Genomic DNA, 21,639 nt, shown 5'->3' with positions numbered 1-21,639 from the left:
GTCTCGGGCGATGCGTCAGGCACGCGGCTTGACCTCGATGTTCTCCAGGATCCCGACCGCGTCGGGCACCAGGATCGCGGCCGAGTAGTAGGTGCTGACCAGGTAGGAGATCACCGCCTTGTCGTCGATGCCCATGAACCGGGCGTTGAGGCCCGGCTCCACCTCGTCGGGCAGCCCGATCTGGTGGAGGCCGACGACGCCCTCGTTGTCCTCGCCGGTGCGCACCGCGATGATCGAGGAGGTCCGGTGCTCGGTGACGGGGATCTTGCCGCAGGGCAGCAGCGGGATGCCCCGCCAGGCGGGCAGCCGGTTGCCGTTCACCTCGGCGGTGTCCAGGGCCAGACCGCGCTTGTTGCACTCCTTGGCGAACGCCGCGATCGCCTTGGGGTGGGCGTACAGGTACTGGGTGTTGCGGCGCATCGTGATGAGGTCGTCCAGGTCGTCCGGGGTGGGCGGACCCTCCTGGGCCTGGATGCGCTGGCCGAAGTCGGCGTTGTTGAGCAGACCGAAGTCCGCGTTGTTGACCAGCTCGTGCTCCTGGCGCTCGCGCAGGGCCTCGATGGTCAGCCGCAGCTGGTGCTCGGTCTGGTTCATCGGCTTGTTGTAGAGGTCGGCGACCCGGCTGTGGATGCGCAGCACGGTCTGGGCGACGCTGAGCTCGTACTCGCGGGGGTGGAGCTCGTAGTCGACGAAGGTCTGCGGCAGCTCGAACTCGCCGAGGTGGCCCGAGGCCAGCTCGATCTCGGCCTCGCCGTACTTGTTCTGGCTCTGCTGCGGCAGGGATCCGAACAGCTCCACGTGGAAGCTCAGCGACTCGGAGCGGTCCAGTGCGGCCGCGAACTCCTGCTTGGTCAGCGAGAGCACCAGACCGGCGGTGTCGGCCCGGGCGGTGAAGTCCCAGGTCGGGCAGTCCTCGACCAGGTGCTCCTCACCGAACTGGTCACCGTCGGCGAGCACGCCCAGCCGTTCGCTGGCCCCGTAGTGGCCGGTCGCGATCCGGCTCACCCGGCCGTGCACGATCAGGTACAGGCGGTCGGCCGGGTCGCCCTCGGAGACCAGGACCTGGCCGGGCTCGATCTCGTGCTGGGTGAAGCGGTCGGCGAGGTCGGTGAGCACCTCCTCGTCGTCGAAGCCGCGCAGCAGCGCCAGCTCGCCGAGTTCACGGGGGATGACCTTGACCTGCGATCCCGTCTGGTGGAACTCGATGCGGCCGTCGCCGAGTGTGTAGGACAACCGACGGTTGACCCGGTAGACACCGCCCTCGGTCTGCACCCAGGGCAGGGTCTTGAGGACCCAGCGGGAACTCTTGCCCTGCATCTGGGGGGCGGATTTGGTGGTGGTCGCCAGATTCCGCGCGGCCGCGGTGCTCAGGCTCTTCTGCTGACCGGTACTCACCTCGGGGGCTTCGGTCGACATCGGCCGTACATCTCCTGTGTGTCGTGTGCAGAACCCGTTCCGCGCACCCGAAAGGGACCCGGAAGAGGGAGGGGAAATCGCGAATCGGACATCCATCGCGATTCGGAAGCGATTTCCGAGCACACGACGCCGACCACGAAAGCGCTGCTCACACTAGGGGCACAGAAGTGGTGACCGCAAGGAGAAAGCCGAATTCACCGGCCAATCACCATGATCCACCATCCCATAACACAAAAATACTAAGACCCTTAAAAATAAACCTTCGGATGCATTTCCGCGACCCATATCACACGCCTGCCCGAAAGATCATGAAATTTCATCCCCGGACCATCGGCCCCTTCAGAACGACATAAGGAATGAGGCACACGAAAAGCGGCGGAATCGCTCTGAGGGCGCGGCCGCCGCACCGGGTCTCGGTCCCGTTGGAGTGCGGGTTCCGGCCATCCGGTCGCGCGGGGTCTCAGCAGCGGATCGCGACCGGTCCCCCCGCCCCGTCGAGCTGCGGGGGATCGGGGTGGGACCCGGCCGCCCCCGTGGCGACGCGGTGGGCGCTCCACGCCGCCGCGGTCGCGTCGAGGACGTCGACGAGGGGGACCGAACCCGCCTCCGCGAGGTCGTCGGGGGGCAGGATCCCGGCGGAGTCGAGCAGGCGGCGGCGTTCCGCCTGGCCGTTCCAGGTCTTCTTGGACCACCGGAGGGGGCGGCCCGCCATCACCCGGAACGAGAGCTCGGGGTGGACCTCGTGCAGCTCCGGCACACCGGCTTCGCGCAGGGCGTCGGCCTCCAGGATCCTCGGGAACAGGGCGTGGGACTGGCGACTGAGGCCCTTCCCCGTCAGCTCCCTGCACAGGGCGTTGGCGGCCTCGTAGCCGTCGGCCTCGACGACCCGTCTCGGCGGTATCCGGAAGACACTGGAGGCGTGCCCCTTCAGAAGCGCCGACACCAGCCCGTCGCACTCGCGCCACCCGTGATCGACCAGGCCCAAGGGGATGTCGACCGCGACGGTCCCGGCCATGGAGGTCGCTTCGGCCAGGGTCGGACAGAACCGGGCCCCGTCGAAACGCCCGTCCACGAGACGGACCGCCACCCAGCCCTTCGGACACCCATCGATCCCCACCACGTCCATGCCACCAGTGTGGACGCCCGGATCGCGACAGCGCGTCAGCCACGCCCGGCGGATCCGAGGGCGGGAACGCGGAAGAATCGGACGGGCCCGGAAGCACCGCCCGCCGGGGCGGGCGCGAGCGCCCGGCGAGGGCACGGGGCGCCGGCCCGTCGGCCGACGCCCCCCGAAGCGTCAGGTGCCCTGGATGCGCCCCGCCGATCCCGAAGCGCTCACTCCCGGGGACGTCGCGCGGGGTCGAGCAGGTGGATGAGGATCCGCGCGGGGCCGTCGACGGGGGAGACGGCGTGCGGGACGCCGGCTGCGACGTGGATCATGCCGCCCGCACCCAACCCGTACTCCTCCCCCTCCACCGCGAAACGCACCGTTCCCTCGATGACCTGCACGACGATCGGCGAGGGGGCTCGGTGCTCGGTCAACTCGGCGTCCAAGGCGAGGTGCATGATCCGCACGTCCTCGCCGGCGAACAGCCGCTCGGGCGCGACGCGCCCCTCCTTGAAGGGATTGCGCTCGCGCAACCGATCGATCCCGGTGGCGATGAGGGTCACCGGTGAACCGTCCCCGACCATGTCGTTCCTCCGCCCGCTCGTATGCCTCCAGGGTTCCACACCGGCCTCGGAAAGCGGGAAGGCCCGCCCGTCGCCGGACGGGCCCTCGTCGGAGCCTGGGTCAGGTGGCGCCGATGGCGCCGCACTCCTGCTCGTCCATGTCGCGGGCGGCCTCCAGGTCGTAGGGATCCCCCTCGATCCACCCCTTGGGGCGTTCGCCCTCGGGCATCTCGTCGGGGTAGGCGGGCGTGAAGGTGTACTCGTCCCACAGGCAGTGGGCCGGGCCCGCCGAGCGCCACCAGTTCGGCCAGGCCTCCCAGCGGCCGTCACCGAGGTCGTAGAAGGACACCTCGCCGTAGTGCGAGGTGACCAGCCGCACCGACACCTTCTCCCCCGGTCGGGCGACCGGGTGCACGATCGTGTACTCGGTGCGCACCGCCAGGTAGTCCCACCCGGTCTCGTCCTGGGCCGTCTCGGCCCACATCCGGCCCTTCACCTTGACCACGTCACCGATGGGTTCGGCGGTGCCGGGCGTCAGGTGGAAGAGCAGGGAGCGGGTGTCGAGGGCGGGGTCATCGTGTCCGGCGTTCTCCTGGTACCAGTCCCGGGCCTGTCCGGTGAGCAGGGACCGGAAGCGCATGTCGTCGCCCTCGAAGACGGAGGTCCGATCCAGGTAGACGGCGTCCAGGAACGCGCCGGTGACGTCGTAGGCCTCTTGGACCCGGTCGGCGGGGTACTCCCCGATCCCGGCCGCCTCGGGCACGACGAACTCCTCGTCGTACCCCTCGGCCTCGGTACCGCCGAACGGGTCGTCGCGGTCGATCTCGTCATAGGTGATCGGGACGCCGGTGACGTCGCGGACGACATCGTTCAGCAGGTTCTCGGCGGGGGCACAGGCGGTGAGGGTCGACGCGGCGACCAACGCCGCGCACAGCGCCGCACGCGGGGTCAGGGGCATGGGGGATCCCGTCTTCACTTGTCCATCAGGGGATATGCGAACTTCGCACAGTTTTACCCCATTCCTCCGACAGGTCGGCGCCCCGGTCCCCGCTTCGTCCCTATGTGCCGCGAGCGCGGGAAAACCCCTTTCCCCGATTCCGGGCCCAGGGGTAGGTTCGCCCGGAGACGGACCACCGGAACCCCTCCGGAGCCGAGGAGCTGAGGGAGCGCATGCGCACGAGCCCGACCCGCCTGCCCGCCCCGCTCAACGCGGTGGTGTGCGAGCTGGTGCTGATGGCGGCCCCGGAGCGCCGCACCGTCCCGGGCCGCTGCACTCGGCCCGGGTGCTCGTGTTCGGGCTGGTGCGCCCGGTTCCCCAGGGGCCGAGGACGCCCCGAACACACCCGCAGAACCGCCACCCGCAGGAGCACGCGCTCCCCGGCCCTGCTCCACCGCACCCCCACCGGCCGCTCCCGCCACGCCTGACCGCGACCTCGGCGCCGAACTCAGAACAACATGCCCGCGCCTTCCTCGGTGGCCGCGTCGTCGAGGCCACCGCAGAAGCCCGCTGCCGTGTCATTACCGACCGGGCCGGTGTCCCAGGTGCCCGTGTCCCTCCCCGCATCGTTCACAGGGGCAGCCTGCGAAGCGCCGTCGACCGTTTCGATATCCATCCCGGGAACCGCACCCACCGTGGTGTCATGGAGCCATGACCTCCCTCACCCGTGAATCCCTCCGTGACATGGCCGGACACACGTCCTTCGACCGCGGCATCGACTACCTGGACCGGGTGTCCGGCCTCCTCCACCAGGGCGACAGCGTACGGGCCACCGTGTCGGGCACCCGCCGCTACCGCGTGGAACTGCGCACCGGACGGCGGTTCTCCTGGGACTGCACCTGCCCGTGGGCGCAGGAGGGCAACTGCTGCAAGCACGTCGTCGCGGTGGCCCTGGTGCACCTGTACGAGCAGGAGCACGGGTCCACGGCGCCCGCCGTACCCGACCCCGAGGACTACCTGCGCTCCCTGGACCGGGAGGAGCTCCTCTCTGCCCTCCTGGCCGAGACCGACCGCTCCCCCGCACTCGCCCTGGACCTCCAGATGCGGGCCGCCGCCTCCGCCGCAGACCTCGACGCCCTGCGCGTCCTCTTCGACGGGGCCCTGCGCCTCACCGACACGGTCCCCTGGGAGCAGGCCGCCGAGTACGCCCGCGCCGTGCGCGGCGCGGCCGACGCCGTCGACCTCCTGGCCTCGTCCGGGCGCGTCGAGGAGGCGATGGAGCTGACCGACCTGCTGCACTCCCTCACCGACGAAGCCGAGGACATGGTCGAAGACCCCGACGGCGAGGTCGTCGCCGCTCTGGAACACCTCCGCGGATCCGGCGGATTCTGACCCCGCCCGCCGCGACCGGCCTCAGAGGAACCGGTAGTGGGCGTAGACCCTGTTCACCTGCCCGGTCCAGAAGTTCAGCCTCTGGGCCGGGGAGGCCTTGGGGGTCAGCAGCCCCTTCTCCGCCGCCAAGGCGTAGAAGCCGGGGCCGGGGTCGTTCCCGCCCTGGTAGAGGGTGATCGCCGAGATCATGGCACCGACTTCGTCAAGGGTGCGCTCCACCGCCTCCCCGAGCAGGCGGCCCACAGCGGCCCGATCGTCCGGCTGGGAGAAATCGAAGGGGCGCTGTCCGGTACGCACCACGAGCGCGCGGTTCACCTCGGTGTAGGTCACGACCGCACCCGCCCGCGCACGCTCCTCCAGCAAGTGCACGGTCGCGTCGACCAACTGCTCCCACTCGACAGCGGTCTTTCCGTACACGCTTCCTCCGTCGCGTCGGTGCACTGCCGTGAACCGGCGGCCGGGGGGCCGCACGGTGGCGCGAATGTATCCGAGCCCCGCGAGCCGCTCCAGAGTCTTAGGTCCGGAAAGCGACGGACCGCCGCGCACGTACGGCGGTCACCGCGCCCCGGCGCTGACCAGACCGAACATGACGGCGATCAGCACGGCGGCCCACGGCCCTCCCAGGAAGCGCAGCGGTGCCCCGATGAGGCCCACCACCAGGTTCGCCACGATCGCTCAAGCCGGTGCGCCGGGGATGGAAAGACTCAAGGCGGCCGGCAGAACGATGGCCAGAATCCCGAGAAGATCGGCCCTGGCCAGGCCCACCGCCCTCCTGGCGGTCCGACCGTCCGGTTCCGGGTCCGTTCCAGACCCAGGAATCCGGTCCGACTCGCCCTCGGCCTCCGTCACGACCGCCGTCGGCCGCAGCGCCCCTCCCCTGGGAAGGACCTCGGTGGCCCCTTCCTGTTCCTGCCACCTGCCGCCGGCGTTCCCGCCGCCCAGCCCCCTCCAGCCGGTAGGGGCCGATCCGGTCCGGGTCGCCGTCGCTGTAGGGGATCCGCTCCTCGGTCGCCCCGATGATCCCAGAACCCCCACCGGCACGGCATCCCTGCGCCGTATCCGGCCACCACCCGGCGGCCCGACGGAACGCCGGCTCAGACGAACCCGGCCACACGGTCGTAGAAACCGCCGGGGGTGTACTCCAAGAGCAATACCGCGCCGGGAACGGCCTGGAAGGCCGCCGGGCCGGTGGCCTCCTCCGCACGCCAGACACTGATGAGGGCCGCTGTTTCCACGTGCACCGGTGAAGCGATCCTCTCCGAGGGTTCCCCTTCTTCCCACGGGAAGACCACCAGTTCCGGCGCGGCCCCGCGTTCGCCCCACTCCAGGTGAACAAGCGTCTCCTCCAACGGCAGCAGCGCGTCGAGCCTGGCATTGTCGATCGGCACCGTCTTCAGCACCTCGCCGGAGAAGTCCCGCAGTTCGTACCAGGCCCGTGTCTTCCCATCGGTGTCCTCGGTGCGCCTGACCACATAGCCGTCGGAGAGCACCCGCACGGTGTCGGCTCCCGTCTCGTTCGGCAAGGAGTCCGTCAGCACCTGACCGGTTCGGGTGTCGATCACAACGGTGCCTCGCTGACGGGCCAGGTTCTGCAAAACCGCGATCTGTCCCACCACGGCGAAGGTCTCCCTCTCCGGGCCCTCGTTCTCGCTGAACTCGCTGCTGTAGTCCTCCCCCGGAACCAGACGCCACTGCTCCTGCCCTGAAGAGGCGTCCAGGCTCACCATGGCCGAGGTGCCGCCGGAACAACCGAAGACCACGACCACACCCGTCGGGGTGAGGAATCCGTCCTCGATGCCGGTACCCGCCGAACCGTCCGCACACAGGAGGGGGCCCGCCGTCCACCCCTCGTCCTGCTCGGCCCAAGGACGCAGGCGCACTTCCAGGCCAGAACCGGGGTCCTCGGTGGCCGCGACCATGCCGGTGTCGGCCACCAATCCCACACCTGACAACTCCAATCCACTGCCGCCGTCCGTGTCGTACTCCCTGGTGTCCAGTTCCTCGCCCGTGGACGAGTTCAACAGCACCAGGGTCCCCTGTGCGATCACCGCTACGGCGGCCCCGTCAGGGGAGGTCGCGGCGTCGGCCTCCGCGCCCGGAAGACGAAACGTCCACACTTCTTCGCCCGTCACCGGGTCCAGGGCCACCACGCCATCGGTCAGGCGCAGGACGGCACCTGTGGGAACGGGGAGGACCTCCTCCACCCCCACTGCCCGGGGGCCTTCCCACGTCCATGCCGACTCGGAGATGCTGCCCGGAACGGCACGCTCCTCCAGAGGATGCTCGGCGACCTCGTGAAGCCCCTCCGAACCCGAACGGGCTTCCCCTGGTTCACCTCCGGGCATGGACGAACATCCGCTCACCACGGTGGCGAAGGCCACGGCGATGACCGTAACGGTCCTACTGGTCGTCACGGACCACGTTTCCACGAGCAGGGACGAAAAAAAGCGTTCACGCATCAGTCTTCCGAACCGGAGGCATCATAGTTCTCGTCCATTCTTCCACGCTCAGTGTTGTAGGCTTTCACGTACTCTTCCAGCGCATAGTCGAGGTCGTACCCGGTGGCACCCCACAGATCCGACTCGATTTCTCGCCATGCTTGCCTGATCACGGTCCTGGACTCGTCACCTTCCAGATCCCAGTCACTGGCTCGAGGAGGAATATGAGACCCCGCGTCCGTGTCCACCACAGGGGATCCATTGGTCCCCTCGAGATACCTGAGCCTTTCGAGCAGGTCCGGATCCTGCGCGGCCAGTTCCCGCATAGCCGCGATCTTGAAGGTCTCGTTGATCTCCCACTCCCCCTTCCAGGCGTCATCGACCTGGAGTTCGGCGGGATAAGAGCTCGCGTCGAAACCCTCCTTGATGCCGATCTTGACGACCTCGGCCACGAGACCGCTTCCCCTGTAGGGGGCCTCCGCCAGTGCGGCACCGACGATGTCCGCGGCGTAGCCGGTGACCTTGTTCCTGTAGTTGGCGTCCTCAGAACTCTTGTCGAATCTGATCTCGGCTTCCTCGAAAAGCGCTGAGTCGACCAGGCCGCGAAGGGTACCCGCTGTTTCCGCCGGCGCATCATCGATATGGTCCTGGTTCGCGAAGAACTCGTAGAGCTTCTCCTCCTCGAACGCCAGGGTTTCGGCGTAGATCCGAGAAGCGGCGTCTTCATCGCCCATGATGAGGCGAACGAAGTCCTCACGGTCGCCGGGGGTGAGCTGCAAACCGTCGCTCCTGGTCCACTGAGATTCGCGTTGGTCCTCCGGAATACCTTCCGTCCCGCTGGGAGTCCCGTAGCCCGAACCGAAGTCGTCGATGTAGGCACTGAAGAGCTCGGACCATGCCCAGGCCAACTGTGGATTCACGTGACCTGCGGAGGCGTTTGCCCATTCGGTCTCGACAACGCTGCCGTCAGGACCCACGACCTCGCCGGCCACGGAGTAACCCGTCCCGGCGAGGGCGTCGCTGAAGGCAGGGTCTCCGAACAGCTGCATGAGAGCGGCCATCGCCTCGCCCGCCCGCTCCGCCTCGGCATCGTCTCCGTGAGCCTGCTCGGCGATCCAGTCGGTCAGCCTGCCCGCGCTCTCGCCCTCGTCCCCCCAGTCATAGGTGTAGATACCGCGCAGGGTCATCTCCGGGTCAAGGCCGTGGTCCGGGTGCTCGTACTGTCCTTGGCCGGTGAGAATCGCGTGCATGGCGTCCTCATTGCGCGAGGCGACCTCCACAAGTCTCTCGAAGTACGTGGACCCCATCGATGGGGGATTGCTCGGCCCGGTGATGTCCAGTACGTGACCGACCGTCTGCGCCAGGTTAACGGAGAACTGCTCACCACCCTGGATGCCCGGAATGGTGTGCCCCATCATCAACGCGAGATTCGAGGCGTTGGTGTACCAGTAGGGGCTGATCGCGTCCGTATCGACGCCAGGCCCCTCCACTGTATTTCTGATACTTTCGGGAAGGTTCTCGTAACCTCCGATGAGGCTCTCGTCGGAGATGACAAGAAGTCCGTTTCCCAGGGCTCCGAGCAGCTCTTCGGCCATGCCGGGATCGATATCCTGGTTCGCCGATATGATGTCCACGAAGTTCAAGATTCCGGGAGGAGTCGAGTCCGGGCCACCAGCCTCTTCCAGGGAACCGTAGAAGTCCCGAAGGAAATCGAGTTCTTCTCCCTTCAGAGTCCCACCGTTTCCCTGTCGGTCCATCGCCGCTATACTGATGTTGTTGATCAGGGCGAGCAGTTCGGATACGTCCCCGTCGTAACCGTCGGGATCGTTGACGTAGTCTTCGAATTTCCTCGCAGCCTCTTCGGGGTCCAGGTCGATCGGGAGGGACTCCACATCGCCACCCAGGTTGAAGTACGACCAGGTGATGTACCCTCCGTTCATGAGACGTTCTATGGTCTCCGGAGTCGGCCCGTCACGCAGATCCTGTCCGACCTCCTCGGCCCGGGACTCGAAAGTCCGGTATGCCTTCGCTTCCTCCCCTTCAAGCCGGCCCTTCAGTCCCGCAAGGGCTTCCTCCGCCTGTTCAGCCGGAGACTTGACCCAGATGGGGGAGATGAAGGGGGGATTCTCATCGAGGCCCTCAGCGAGCCCCGGCGCCTCCTCATTCCACTGGTTGATGATCCGCAGGCGCTCTTCCTTGTACTCCTTCACGTAGTCCGACCATTGTCGGGTGATAGCGGAACAAAAACGAATACTGGCCGAAACGTCCATCCAGGTCGCCAGATCCTCGGCACCCAATGAGGAGATGTCCCACTTGATGATCTCGGTGAACTCCTTCGCGGCGGTGTCGAAGTCCCCTTCAAGGTCGTGCGCTCGACCAAGAATCCTGGCCTCGAAAGTTTCGAGGTCTTCCACAAGGGAATCAAGCGCCAGGGGCTTGACGTCTGGATCGGAATTGAGCGAGAGACAGAAAGACTTGCTACTGAAGAGCCCGTTCGTGCTAGAAACAGTAACCGCCGTCGTGGTGACAGCATTGTAGAGCACAGAGATATTACCGGCCATGGTGAACCTCCGATTCGCGACGGGACTTGGGGTCAGAAGAAGTTCACCTTGGGGATCTCCCCCCAGGCTCCGCGATATTCTTCACTGGACTCGTAGTCGTTCCGAGCAATTTCCGAAGCTCCCGCCTGGATATCGTCGGCCAATGCCAGGCCATTCCACTGCACTTTACGGATTTCTGGCTGAAGGTTCTCCTTGAACTTGTGATAGTCGGCTTCCACGGGACCTGCTGCCGGGGCGATTTCACCGATGAGAAGTTCAAATGTCTCCTCGAGGCCGACCATCGCTTCAGCGAGCGCCTCCGCCTGCTCGGCTTTGCCCATAGCCGCCCAGTTGGCCCCGACCCCATCCGAACTCATTTCATATTCCTTTCAGTGACTCAGCCCGCCAGGCCCGCAACGCCACCGCCCAGGGAACAGCACGTCTCACCATTTCCCCGGCGGACCCGAAAACGCAGAGATGCGAGAACCATGATTGAGGTGTCCTCACACAGGCACAACTCTACTCACACCTACGGCCACAAGCATTTCGAGGATGGGTGCACATGCAGGATCCCGCACACCATGTCCTCATCCGGCCATCCACTTGACTTCGACGGGACTCTCCCACAGTGCCGGCGTGATTCGACTGATCCGCCACGACACTCGGAACAGCGATCTATGGCCTGGCCTTGGATGGTGAAAGGTCACCGGCGAACTCTGTCCTATGCGTGCGTCATCCTTCAGAGGCCAGGATTACAGATCGTCGCATAACCCATCCCAGAAGGCGACGTCGGGGGTGAGGACGACGAGCACGCCGTCGTTCATCTACTTGCGGATGCGATGGTCTCCGACGCGGATACTCCACATGGCGGTTCTCCCCTCGATCCGCCAGAGGGTTGATCTCTTCTTCTGATTCGGCTCTTCGCCTGTGATGTCCCTGTTCCGGGCGGGGGCCCGGATTGCGAATCTCGCTTTTCGAACTCTATGAAGGAGGCATCTGGATCCGCACCGGTTCGTCCAGCACCCGGCGCGCGCCGTCGAAGTCCGCCAGACGCGCGGCCACCGTCGCCACGGCCAAGCGGTCGGGCAGCACGGCCGCGAACTTCAGGCCCCGCGCCGCACGCGGGTCCACGTCCGGGAGCACCAGCGGCCCGTCCGAACGCACCACTTCCCGGGCCTTCGCCCACATCTCGGCGGTGACGTCCTCCCGCAGCCGCACCGAGAGGTCCGTGGGCCGCTGCACCGGGTCGGTGACCGAGGACAGGGTCGCGGTCAGGGTGGCGTTGGCCCGGTAGCCCGCCCAGGTCCACCAGCGCACGCCGTCGCCCTCCCGGGTGATCAGGGTTCCGCCGGGGTGGACGGACGACGGCGCCTGCTCGTCCCGCAGCTCCGACAGGGCGGTCCGAGCCCGCGCGGTGAAGGGCACCGGTGGGTCGGTTCCCAGCATGACGTCTCGCATGGCGCGGGTGAGGGCGAAGGACAGCCCGGAGACCGCCCCCGAGGTCCACTTGGCCACTCCACCGCCGTCGGCGGGTTCGACGAAGGCCCGGCGCCTGGTCCAGTCGATGTGGGTGACCCGCCAGCTCCTCCCTCCGAGCAGCAGCAGCCGGGGCCCCTCGCGTTCCTCCGTCAGCACGGAGGTGTCGGCCGATCCGATCTCCTGACGGCCTGAGAGCACGGTGAACTGGGGCGGCGCGGTGAAGGAGGCCGTCAGCTCGATGAAGTGCCGCTTTCCGAAGCGCCGCTCGGCCTCCGGGCCGACGAACAGCATCCCCTCGTCGGAGTCCAGGAACCCCTGCTCGACCATGTTCCGCAGGATCGGTGCGGCCGAGCGGTCGAACGGGGCCAGGCCGTTCCATTCCTGCGGCCACAGGCGATCTCCGACCCGGTGTTTCTGGAGCACCAGCGCGAGCAGTTGCTGTGCCACCAGGTGGCGCGGCTCGGGCGGCGCGTCGACCGGCTCCACCCAGCCCCGGCTCCACAGCAGCAGCAGGCCGGCGGCGTGCAGCAGCGCCTGCTCGTCCGTGGCCAGGAAGAGGCAGTTGCGGGCGCTCCCCTGCCGTCGCCCGGTACGCCCGATGCGCTGGAGGAAGGAGGCGACCGTGTCGGGTGCGTCGATCTGGATGACCCGGTCCAGGTCTCCGACGTCGATTCCCAGTTCCAGCGTGGAGGTGGAGACGATGACGCAGTCCCGGGCCTCGGCGAACGCCTGTTCCGAGCGGGTGCGCTCGTCGACCGACAGGGAGGCGTGGGACAGGAACACCTGCACGTCCCGGGCGCGCAGGGCCGCCCCCAGTTCCTCGACCTGGCGGCGGGAGTCGCAGAACACCAGGCGTTTCTCGCCCCGGTGCAGGGCCGCGATCACCTTGGCCGCGTTGGCGACGGACCCGACGTAGTCCAGTTCGACCTCTCCCGGGGGCGGTGCGCCGGCGCCCGCCCCACCCGGAAGGTCGACCCCCGGAGCGACCACCCGTCCCGGCCGTTCCGCCGAGGAGGCACCCTGCAACCAGGTGAGCAGGTCTTCGGGGTTGCCGACCGTCGCCGACAGGCCGACCCGCTGGATGCGGTGTCCGGTCAGCCGTTCCAGTCGTTCCAGGACGGCCAGCAGGTGCCAGCCCCGGTCGTCCCCGGCGAAGGCGTGCACCTCGTCCACGACCACGGCCCGGACCCCGCCCAGGAACACCTCGTGGTCGGTGGTCGTCCCCAGGAGCATCGACTCCAGGGATTCGGGGGTGGTGAGCAGGATCTGGGGCGGGTCCGTGCGCATGCGCCGCCGCTGGGACTGACGGGTGTCCCCGTGCCAGAGGCCGGCGCGGAACCCCAACCAGTTCGCGTAGCCGTCGACGCGGGTGAGGAGGTTGTTGAGCAGCGCCTTGAGCGGACACAGGTAGAGCACGGACAGACCGTCCCAGTCGCCCGCCCGCATCGCCGAGAGCAGCGGGAAGCACGCGGCCTCGGTCTTGCCGCCCGCGGTGGGCGCCAGCAGGATCGCGTCCTCGCCGTCCATCAGCGGGTCGATCGCGGCTCGCTGCAGGGGCCGCAGGTCCGGCCAGCCCAGCGTGTTGACGATGTGGTGCAGCACGACCGGGTCGAGCCGGTCCACCGGGTCGGCGCCCACCTACAGGTCCAGCTCGACGTCGTCGGCGGTGAGGTTGCGCTCGGTCTCGGTGAGCTCGGTGTCCCGCACGGTCAGCCGGTAGTGCTCCCTGGGATCGAAGTCCTCGAACTGGTCGACGCGGTCCAGCACGTCGCCCACCAGCTTCTTGAGGAACAGCCGGGGCGCCACCCCGACCTTCCCCCCGAGCGCTCCGCCCACGGCCCGCGCCAGGTCGGCCACGTAGGCGTCGTCGGCCACCCGTTTGACCCGGTCGGGGTCCTGGGAGCCTTCGGCGTACAGGTCGCGGATGGTGATGCCGAGACTCATCAGCGAGTCGGTGGTGAAGCCGGGCAGGCGGATCTGCGGGGCGCGCGGGCTGTCGAAGCGCGGGTCGGTGGTGAAGTCGGTGGCCAGGCGCTGCGCGAGCGGGGCGAGCCGCTGCACGCCCTGCTGCCCGTCGTAGAAGGCGGGGGTGCCGGTGATCACCAGGTACAGCCCGGGGAAGCGCCCCGAGTACACCTCGTCGATGAGCTGGCGGAGGGCGTTGAGGGCCTTGTCGCGGGCGTCGGAGCGCACGCGCTGGAGGGTCTCCACCTCGTCCAGGACCACCAGCAGGCCGGGGTGGCCACTGTCGCGCAGGACGGTCAGCAGCCCCTGGAGGGAGCCCAGGGCCCCGAAGTGGTCGAGGTCGCCGCGCACTCCGGCGGCGCGCCGGGCGGAGGCGGCCACGTGGGGCTGGCCGCCGAGCCAGGCCAGCACCGCGGCGGCGGTGGCCTCGTCGCCCTCGGCGAGCGCGGCGCGGTAGCCGCGCAGCGCGGTCGCGAACGACGGGGCGTGCCGGGACACCTCGGCCAGCCGGGCGGTGAGGAGGCGCTCCACCGCTGCGGGCAGTTCCTCCTCGGTGGCCCCGTCGGCCAGGGCGTCTTCCTCCAGCGCGTAGAACCAGGCGTCCACGACCGGTCGCAGCGCGCTGGGCGGGAAGCTGGAGGTGGTCAGCCGCTCGGTCAGCCGGCGGTAGACGGTCTCCAGCCTGTGGAGAGGCGTCTCGGTCTCCGAGACCTGGATCTCACAGACCGCGAAGTTGCGCCGCTTGGCGCGTTCTCCGAGCCAGCGGGTGAAGAAGGTCTTGCCAGACCCGTACTCGCCGCGTACGGCCTTGAACCGGGCCTCCCCGGAGGCCACCGCGTCCAGTTCCTCGTCCAGGGCCTGCTCGAACCGGCCCAGGCCGGTCGCGAGGAGGTCCAGTCCGCTCTCGGGCACGGCGCCGCGCCGCAGCGCGTCGATCACGCCGCGGCGGCGGGCCGCACTGACCTGGACGGGGCGGGATGATCCTGCGTCGTTCACGCCCTCCACTCTCCCATGGGGCCTACTCCAGCTCGAACTGCTCGCGGAGCAGGGCGGTGTTCAGCCGCAGGGTCCGCCCGTCGGACAAGGTTTCCAGCACCTGCACCCCGTCGTAGTTGAGGAGCTGGCGCAGCACGGCGGCGAACCCGTCGGCGCGCCCCTGGGGGTGGCCCACCCGCTGGGCCAGCGCCGTGGTGGGCAGGGTTCCGGCTTCCAGAAGCATCCCGACGGCCTGCTCGATCCGGTCCAGGGCCGCCCTGTTGGGCTTGCGGGCGAGCAGCTCCGTCTGGGCCTGGAAGAGGCCGGACTCGCACAGGCGCCGGGCCAGGGCCTGCCCGCCGGTCTCCGCCGCAGGTACGGGCGCGGTCTGTTCGGGCGTCCGGGCGACGTCGAACAGCGCGTCGTGGGTCTGCTCGATCTCGGTCTGCTGCTTCGTGGGCCGGTTCCGCCGGACCGGGACGGGCTTGTCCGGTGCGGAAGAGCGGCGGGTCTCGGGGGCACCGTCGGTGTCCCACCACCGCGGCTGCTGGTCGCCGAGTTCGCGCCAGCCCTTGGGCGGCTCGGCTCCGAAGGGCAGGAACGCCAAGACCGGGATGGTGAACTCGGCCGGGGAGGCACCACCGTGATACCCCGCCTTCTGGGCGGTGTAGCGGGAGTCGGCGTCCCACAGGGCGACGATCTCCGCTCCCGGTTCGGGCCACACCACCCGGGGCCCGGACAGGTCGATCTCGTTGTCCTGGAGGAGGCCTCCGGGTTCGCGGTGGCGGGCGGAGCCGACGGCGTCGGCCGCGACGGCGTTCCCGTGCCGGTCGACGACGTGCCCGTGGTCGCTGGTGAGGATGACCGCCATCCCCTGTTCGGCGGCCACGGTCAGCAGTTCGGGGAGTTTGCCCACGTCCTTGAGCCCCCACGCACCGTCTCCGAGCTTCTGCTCCTTGGCGAGGCGGTCGTCGATGGTGTTCAGGACGACGGCGACGTGGGTGCGCCCGTCGGTCAGGGCCTCGGTCAGCCCGGTGTCGAAGGGGTCCCCCGTCTGCTCGATCCGCAGCGCGTCCTTGTGGAAGACGGCGGCTGGGGCGCCGCGCCAGAACCGGTGCTGCGGGAAGAGCCTGCGCTCGTCGGTCTGGGAGCCCTTCATGAGCCGACCGGCGAACAGCGAGGTCCGGGAGACCGCGGTCAGGGTGGGCAGTGCGGCGGCCATCCCGCGCCGCCGGGGTGGGGAGTCGGCGGTACCGGGGAGGGGGTCGTACTCGGCCCAGCGCAGTCGCAGTTCCTCGGCCAGCTCCGCGGCGATCGCCGCACTCATCCCGTCCAGGACCAGCAGCAGGACCCGGTACCCGGCCTTGTCCGCGACCACGGGGCGCACGACGCGCTCCAGGAAGGTCTCCACGGTGAGCATCGACCCGGGGTCGGTGCCCGCCGCCGTCCACGTGGCGAGGGTCCGCGCGAAGGAGCGGTCGATCTCATGGAGCCGCTCCCGGACCCGCGCGCCGAGGCGGGCGTAGGCGGCTCTCAGCTCTGGGCCGGGGTCCCCGCCCGCCTCGATGTGGTCGAGCGCCCGGTCGACCCATCCGGTGTCGCAGACCTGCCGGTCCACCCCCGAGGCCACGGTGTCGGTCTCGGCGACGGGGTCGGTGGCCAGCCACCGGACCAGGCGGAGCCCCATACGGACGCGCTCGACGCGCACCCGTGGGTCGGCGTCCCCGGCGAGTTCGTGCGCCTCCAGTCGCGCCACGGCGGAGGCGGCCTCCTCGGGCAGGCCGTCGGCCAGCGCGCGTCCGACGGTGGCGAAGCGCGTGTCCAGCCCCTCCCGGAGGAGGGGGCTGTGCGCGGCGGCGGTGCCCGCGCCGAACTGGTCGGCCAGGCGGGAGGCCCGGTCCAGGGCCGGACCGGTGATCCGCAGCGCCTCACGCGCCCCATCCCCGCCCTGGCGTCCGACCGTGAGCAGGGTGGACACGTAGTCGGCGCAGGAGCGGCCGAACACGGTGAGCAGCAGGTCCAGGGCCTCCCCCTGGGCGGGGGGTTCCTCGCCCAGCCACCGCTCTGCGCGCCCCCGGGCCCGGTAGGCGGCGGCGTCGGGCTCGTAGCCGTCGTTCCACAGCGCCGAGCACACCAGGCCGTAGGCGAGCGCGTCCTGACCGTGTTCCGCCTCCGCCAAGGCGACCAGGACCCGGCCCGCCGGTCCGGCCTGTTCGGGCTCCCCGAGGAAGGCTTCCAGCCCGGACCTCTCGGGGCCGCGCAGCGCGAGGAGGAGTTCGGTGTTGCCGGGAACGGTCGTCCAGCGCAGCAGCGCGTGGGTGTCGAGCCCTCCGGGCCCCTCGGCGTCCCGGTCGCCTTCCTCGCCGTAGCGGCCCAGGCGCAGGCGGCGCAGGGCCAGCTCGGTCAGGGCGTGGCGGCGGGCCAGGGTTCCGCCGGGAAGGCGGGGCCAGCCTCCCGGCGGCAGGGCGTCGAGCAGGGACTCCGAGGCCCACCCCTCGTCCTTGAGCCGGGGGTCGACCGCCTCGGCACCGAACGCCTCCCGCACCACGTCCCAGCCGTCCACGTCCTCCACGCGCTGCTTGTGCACGCGGGCGAGGACGGCCGGGTCGAGTTCGTCCTGTTCCCGGTCGGTGAGGACGACCAGGAGCCGGGCTCCGTCGGTGCGGGCGAAGTGGTCGATGACCAGTTCGTGCACGGCCAGCGGTGAGGGCGCCGCCGCGACACGGGCGCACCTGCCCCCGTCCCAGCCGTGTTCGGCCGGGCCGGTCCACTCCGGAGCGGACCGCAGTAGGACCGCACGCCGCCGTCCGGTGCCGGTGAGGGAGTCCTCCAGGGATTTCTGGGCGGACAGGTGCTGGGTCAGGGCCGCGAGGGTCAGCCGCGGCACGGCCGTCGTCGTGGCGCTCACTGCTCCACCACCCGCCAGGTGATCTCGACGGTGGCATCGGGGTGGGTCCTGCGCAGGGCGGACAGCTCCGCTTCCAGTCGGCGAGCGGCCTCCCGTGCCGTGGTGTGCGCGACACCCGAGCGGCGCACCGTGCCCGTACCCGTGCCGGTACCGGTCTCCTCCGCGGGTTCGGCGGCGACCCGCGGGTCACGGGAGGGGGTGTCCAGGGAGACGTCGTCCGGCTTGGGAGCGGGGACGGTACGGTCACCGTGGTCGTCGCGCTTCTGGTTCCGCCTGATCAGAGCGGTCACTTCGCGGCGGGTGCGCTCCAGCGCCTCCACGAGGTCGGCGGTGAACTGGTCCGCCCGTGCCACCCCGCGCAACGACTCCAGCAGCGAGTGGCCCTCGGTGCCCTGGCCCTCGGCGAGTTCCAGGGTGTCCCAGGAGGCGGCCGTCAGCGCCCCGGCCACCCGGTGCGCCTGCTTGATCGAGGTCCCGTACCGTTCGGGGTTGGCCGGCCCCAGATCGAACCGGGCCAGCGCCTCGATGGTGCGCTTGGCCCCGGTCGTGCCCGCCGTCCCCTGTCCGGCCTCCGCCAGTTCCTTGAGCAGTTCGTGCGAGCGGCGGGCCAGGGCCAGGCGGCCGGTCTCACCGGTCTCGTCCAGCTTGAGGAACACCGAGTGCTCCTCCAGCTTGCGGACCAGGTCCGCGGCGTCCTCGCGGTGGGCACCGGCGGCCTGGGTGATCTGCCGGGCGAAGTGGTTGACCATCCGGCCCCGGCGCAGCGTGGGCGCCTTCTCTCCGAAGATCACCTCGAAGCGGCCTCGTGCGCGGTCCCAGTCCTCCTGGGCGGGGCTGGGCTGCTCGCGCAGCGCGTCGCCCGGCTTGAACCTGGTCAGCTCGGGGACGGGGTCCAGGGGAACGCCGTTGCGCACCCACACCCGGTCGGTCATCTCGGCGAACGAGGCCGCGACCAGTGCGGCCAGGAACGGTTCGAGTCCGCGTCGCCCGGGCCTGTCGGTCCAGTCGGTCAGGTGGGTCAGGCTCAGGTCCCCGGTGACGCCCTCGGCGCGGGCCTGCGCATGGAAGTGGTCGGCCCACCGGGTGGACAGCTCGAAGTAGGCCTCCTTCTGCTGTCCGAGGCCGAGCGGCTGGGCGACGCGCCGCATGACGGCGCGGTCCTTGGCCGGGACCTCGGTGCGTCGGTCGGTCTTCTCGGCTGCGGCGCGCACGTGCGTGAACACGGTCCTGGCGTCGCCGGTTCTGACCGCGGTGCCGGTGCCCTCCGGGTCGAGGTCGGGGTGCTCGGGGAACTGGTGGACCAGGAGCTTGCCCACCACGTGACGGACGCCCTCGCGCATGGACTGGCCGATGGAGACCTTCAGCCCGCTGATGTCGGGCAGGGCGTGGAAGTGGTCGTCGAAACCGGTCACCACGTCGCCCGGCTTCTTCTCCGCCAGCCCGTACGCCTGCTTGAACGCGGCCTTGACCTGCTTGAGCAGGGCTTCGCGCTGGGACTGGAGCAGACCCTTGGCCCGGTCCTTGTTGTCGGCGTTCAGGTGCGCCGCGTACTGGTTGGCGAACCGGCCCTCATCGGCCAGGGCCCGGTCGATGATGACGAGCCGGCGGAAGTCCGCCCACCGCTGCGTGGACAGGTGGTCGGGGATCCACGCCACCGTCCGAGTCCGGTGGCCCTCGCCTTGGCGCTGGCGCAGGGTCGTCATGCGGTTCGCGTCGTCCCGCGGAGTACGGTCGTTCTCGTCGAAGGGGAGGTCGATGATGATCCGCCACTGGTCCTCCAGTTGCGGCTGGAGGTCGTGGTCGGGCAACTCGTCCTCGTCGGCGAGGTTGCCGAAGACCACCTCGGCGGTCCGCTGGGAGCCCCGCCAGACCAGGTGCAGGTCGTCGGCGCCCAGGCGCCCGTCGGCCCGCTCCACCCCCAGTTCCTCGGCCAGCAGCCGCTTGGCCAGGGCGGCGCGGTTGCCCGCGTTGTCGTTGACCGCGGCGTTCTGCACCACCGAGTCGACGTCGATCCCGGTGAGCTCCAGCCGGACACCGGGTGCGGCCGGGGTACCGGTCTCCTTGATCTCGGGGAACCGGGCCGCCCACTCGGCGACCTTGTTCCTGATGATGTCGACCTCGGTGCCCGGGATGGGTGCCTGGACCGAGCCGTGGTTGAGGGCGCCCAGCTGGCGGATCGTCAGGTCGCTGAGCGCGGGGGTGCTCGGTGCCAGCGCCGACAGCAGCAGGGTGCACACCAGGCGGTTCTCACCGACGAACGCCGCGCAGCGTCCCTTCAGGCCCGGATGCTGGATCCGGTCGCGGTGGTGCAGGTACTGGTCGACCTCGTCCTCGGAGAGGTTGTAGGTGTTGAGCAGGTAGGGGCGCAACTTGTTGCGGTACAGCTTGTCGGCGGCCTCGAAGACCACCTTGAGGCTGTCCACGAACGGCTTGTCGCCGCCCTGGGCGATCACCGGGTACAGGTCGCCGACCGGCACCAGGTCGCCCAGGCGCAGGTCGTCGCGGTGGTCGGCGAGGAGCTGTCCCATGAGCTTGAGGCCGGTGCGGGACCGCTGGAGCGCGGAGGAGATGTGCACCAGCGTGTCCATGAACGCAGGTGAGAAGGGGTAGGTGAGCCGGAACGACTCCTCGTCGGCGCCCGTGGCTCCGTGGTCCGACCCGAGCAGGGCGTCCCACACCTGGGGACCGCCGGACCGCTTGGTGCGGGCGAAGGCCTCATCGACGAGCGGGGCCTTGCCCTCCTTGGGCCTGAGCAGGCGCGCGTGCGCGATCTGCGGGAGGTTGCGGTCCTCCAGGGTGATCTTGTCGAATCGGCCCGAGGCCAGGTTGAGCGTGTCCTGGATGGAGGACTCGGCGGCCCCGGACACCTCCTCGCCGACCAGTTCGCGCAGGTCGCGCTGGCGGGCGATGAAGGAGACGATCGGGATGGCGCGCCGGGCGTCCCCGCCCTCCACGAAGTTGGTGATCTTGCTGGCCTCGCGGGCCACGAACCGCTGGTCGTGGATGAGGGTGGCCAGCCACAGGATCAGCTCGTCCAGGAACAGGACGAGCCCGTCGTAGCCGAGCGAGCGGGCGTGCTCGGCGATGACGGACAGCCCGGCGTCCAGGGAGATGAACCCGTGCTCGTCCTCGGCCGCACCGCTGGCGAACCCGGTGAGCAGGTTCGTTCCGGCGTCGTTGACGAGCTTGGCCCGCAGCTCGGCGGGAGTGCTCGGGTCCACCAGGTTCAGCTCGACGCCCTCGGCCGCCTCCGGGGTGTTCAGGGCGGTATCGAGCAGCTCGGGCGTCCAGGCGAACGTGTCCCAGTCGTCATCGTCGTCAGCCACGGCGTCGGCTCCGTCCGAGGCGGTGGCGCTCAGCCCCTCGATGACCGCGGCGTCCCCCATCCTCCTGCGCATGGAGCGGATGGTGTCAAACAGGGCGTCGGTCCGGTACACCTGCGGGGTCGGGGCGTCGGGGTGGAGCTTGCGGACGTGCTCGACGTAGCCGCCCAGGACCCGCTGCTCCAGCGCCTTAGCGCCGAGCATGTGGTAGGGCACCAGCAGGAACCTGCGCCCGTCGGTGGCGAGCCACTCGTGCTTGCCCAGCACCGGGTCGAAGTCGCCCCGGGAGCGGACCGCGGGGTGGTTGGTGAGCAGCGCGTGCAGCACCGCCATGAAGTGCGACTTACCGGAACCGAAGGAGCCGTGCAGGTAGGCGGCCTTCGACGTCCGCCCGTCCAGTGCGGCACGGACCAGGCTCAGGGCCTCGTCGAAGTTGTCCAGGAGCTTGTCGGTGACCACGTAGTCGCGGAGCGCGGCCTCAGTGCCCTCGGAGGTGACGGCCTCGGCCAGGCTCAGGACGAAGTCCGAGGTGGAGATGGACTCCTTGATGTCGATGACATCCCGGAGCAGGGGCTGCTGATGTGCCATGGGGGTG

General features: G+C 69.5%; 15 protein-coding genes. 2 read left to right on the top strand and 13 right to left on the bottom strand.

The window, feature by feature from the left end; genetic code table 11:
• Positions 1-15 precede the first annotated feature (15 nt).
• The 4 genes from PWG71_RS19350 to PWG71_RS19335 all read right to left on the bottom strand — a co-directional run bounded on the left by PWG71_RS19350 (position 16) and on the right by PWG71_RS19335 (position 4,045).
• Positions 16-1,416, bottom strand: a complete 1,401-nt coding sequence (locus tag PWG71_RS19350; protein ID WP_274811294.1) for a family 2B encapsulin nanocompartment shell protein — start codon at positions 1,414-1,416, stop codon at positions 16-18.
• A 460-nt stretch (positions 1,417-1,876) separates the two neighbouring features.
• On the bottom strand, positions 1,877-2,542 hold the full coding sequence (locus tag PWG71_RS19345; RefSeq protein ID WP_274811292.1) for a DUF429 domain-containing protein: 666 nt from the start codon (positions 2,540-2,542) through the stop codon (positions 1,877-1,879).
• A 209-nt stretch (positions 2,543-2,751) separates the two neighbouring features.
• Positions 2,752-3,108 carry a cupin domain-containing protein gene (locus PWG71_RS19340; protein ID WP_274811290.1) on the bottom strand — a complete coding sequence of 119 codons (357 nt, stop codon included), beginning with the start codon at positions 3,106-3,108 and terminating at the stop codon, positions 2,752-2,754.
• Between the two features lie 100 nt (positions 3,109-3,208).
• Entirely contained in the window at positions 3,209-4,045 is an 837-nt protein-coding gene (locus PWG71_RS19335) for a hypothetical protein (protein ID WP_274811288.1), read from the bottom strand.
• A gap of 212 nt (positions 4,046-4,257) precedes the next feature.
• Here PWG71_RS19335 and PWG71_RS19330 point away from each other — a divergent pair, with 212 nt between their 5' ends.
• Positions 4,258-4,512 carry a hypothetical protein gene (locus PWG71_RS19330; protein WP_274811286.1) on the top strand — a complete coding sequence of 85 codons (255 nt, stop codon included), beginning with the start codon at positions 4,258-4,260 and terminating at the stop codon, positions 4,510-4,512.
• 20 nt (positions 4,513-4,532) lie between these two features.
• Here the strand turns inward: PWG71_RS19330 and PWG71_RS19325 are convergent, their stop codons facing one another.
• Complete coding sequence (locus PWG71_RS19325) at positions 4,533-4,700, bottom strand: hypothetical protein (protein ID WP_274811285.1); 168 nt, start codon at positions 4,698-4,700, stop codon at positions 4,533-4,535.
• Positions 4,701-4,735: 35 nt separating this feature from the next.
• On the opposite strand from PWG71_RS19325, the gene PWG71_RS19320 reads away from it, so the two are divergent.
• Positions 4,736-5,416 carry an SWIM zinc finger family protein gene (locus tag PWG71_RS19320; RefSeq protein WP_274811283.1) on the top strand — a complete coding sequence of 227 codons (681 nt, stop codon included), beginning with the start codon at positions 4,736-4,738 and terminating at the stop codon, positions 5,414-5,416.
• Between the two features lie 21 nt (positions 5,417-5,437).
• On the opposite strand, the gene PWG71_RS19315 is transcribed toward PWG71_RS19320, so the two are convergent.
• The 8 genes from PWG71_RS19315 to pglY all read right to left on the bottom strand — a co-directional run bounded on the left by PWG71_RS19315 (position 5,438) and on the right by pglY (position 21,632).
• Positions 5,438-5,833, bottom strand: coding sequence for a hypothetical protein (locus PWG71_RS19315; RefSeq protein WP_274811281.1), 396 nt, complete (start codon positions 5,831-5,833; stop codon positions 5,438-5,440).
• Between the two features lie 677 nt (positions 5,834-6,510).
• On the bottom strand, positions 6,511-7,830 hold the full coding sequence (locus tag PWG71_RS19310) for an outer membrane protein assembly factor BamB family protein (protein ID WP_274811280.1): 1,320 nt from the start codon (positions 7,828-7,830) through the stop codon (positions 6,511-6,513).
• Positions 7,831-7,874: 44 nt separating this feature from the next.
• Positions 7,875-10,415: a TPR repeat region-containing protein gene (locus PWG71_RS19305; protein WP_274811279.1), complete on the bottom strand. Its 2,541-nt coding sequence runs from the start codon at positions 10,413-10,415 to the stop codon at positions 7,875-7,877.
• A 32-nt stretch (positions 10,416-10,447) separates the two neighbouring features.
• On the bottom strand, positions 10,448-10,771 hold the full coding sequence (locus PWG71_RS19300; RefSeq protein ID WP_274811277.1) for a hypothetical protein: 324 nt from the start codon (positions 10,769-10,771) through the stop codon (positions 10,448-10,450).
• A 604-nt stretch (positions 10,772-11,375) separates the two neighbouring features.
• Positions 11,376-13,511 (bottom strand): DEAD/DEAH box helicase, encoded by a 2,136-nt coding sequence (locus PWG71_RS19295; protein ID WP_274811275.1) that lies wholly within the window; start codon positions 13,509-13,511, stop codon positions 11,376-11,378.
• Positions 13,512-14,834, bottom strand: coding sequence for a BREX system ATP-binding protein BrxD (gene brxD / locus PWG71_RS19290; protein WP_274811274.1), 1,323 nt, complete (start codon positions 14,832-14,834; stop codon positions 13,512-13,514).
• 22 nt (positions 14,835-14,856) lie between these two features.
• Positions 14,857-17,721, bottom strand: a complete 2,865-nt coding sequence (gene pglZ / locus PWG71_RS19285) for a BREX-2 system phosphatase PglZ (RefSeq protein WP_274811273.1) — start codon at positions 17,719-17,721, stop codon at positions 14,857-14,859.
• On the bottom strand, positions 17,718-21,632 hold the full coding sequence (gene pglY, locus PWG71_RS19280) for a BREX-2 system ATPase PglY (RefSeq protein WP_274811271.1): 3,915 nt from the start codon (positions 21,630-21,632) through the stop codon (positions 17,718-17,720). Before pglY ends, pglZ begins: the two co-directional genes overlap by 4 nt.
• Positions 21,633-21,639: the final 7 nt, after the last annotated feature.

The organism is Nocardiopsis sp. N85, from assembly GCF_028882275.1.
Classification (GTDB): domain Bacteria; phylum Actinomycetota; class Actinomycetes; order Streptosporangiales; family Streptosporangiaceae; genus Nocardiopsis; species Nocardiopsis lambiniae.
This window is presented reverse-complemented; position numbering and strand designations above follow the sequence as displayed.

Excerpts from the sequence above, each read along its gene's own strand:
- PWG71_RS19350 (WP_274811294.1), bottom strand. The coding sequence starts at position 1,416 with ATGTCGACCGAAGCCCCCGAGGTGAGTACCGGTCAGCAGAAGAGCCTG.
- PWG71_RS19345 (WP_274811292.1), bottom strand. The coding sequence starts at position 2,542 with ATGGACGTGGTGGGGATCGATGGGTGTCCGAAGGGCTGGGTGGCGGTC.
- PWG71_RS19340 (WP_274811290.1), bottom strand. The coding sequence starts at position 3,108 with ATGGTCGGGGACGGTTCACCGGTGACCCTCATCGCCACCGGGATCGAT.
- PWG71_RS19335 (WP_274811288.1), bottom strand. The coding sequence starts at position 4,045 with ATGCCCCTGACCCCGCGTGCGGCGCTGTGCGCGGCGTTGGTCGCCGCG.
- PWG71_RS19330 (WP_274811286.1), top strand. The coding sequence starts at position 4,258 with ATGCGCACGAGCCCGACCCGCCTGCCCGCCCCGCTCAACGCGGTGGTG.
- PWG71_RS19325 (WP_274811285.1), bottom strand. The coding sequence starts at position 4,700 with ATGGATATCGAAACGGTCGACGGCGCTTCGCAGGCTGCCCCTGTGAAC.
- PWG71_RS19320 (WP_274811283.1), top strand. The coding sequence starts at position 4,736 with ATGACCTCCCTCACCCGTGAATCCCTCCGTGACATGGCCGGACACACG.
- PWG71_RS19305 (WP_274811279.1), bottom strand. The coding sequence starts at position 10,415 with ATGGCCGGTAATATCTCTGTGCTCTACAATGCTGTCACCACGACGGCG.
- PWG71_RS19300 (WP_274811277.1), bottom strand. The coding sequence starts at position 10,771 with ATGAGTTCGGATGGGGTCGGGGCCAACTGGGCGGCTATGGGCAAAGCC.
- pglY (WP_274811271.1), bottom strand. The coding sequence starts at position 21,632 with ATGGCACATCAGCAGCCCCTGCTCCGGGATGTCATCGACATCAAGGAG.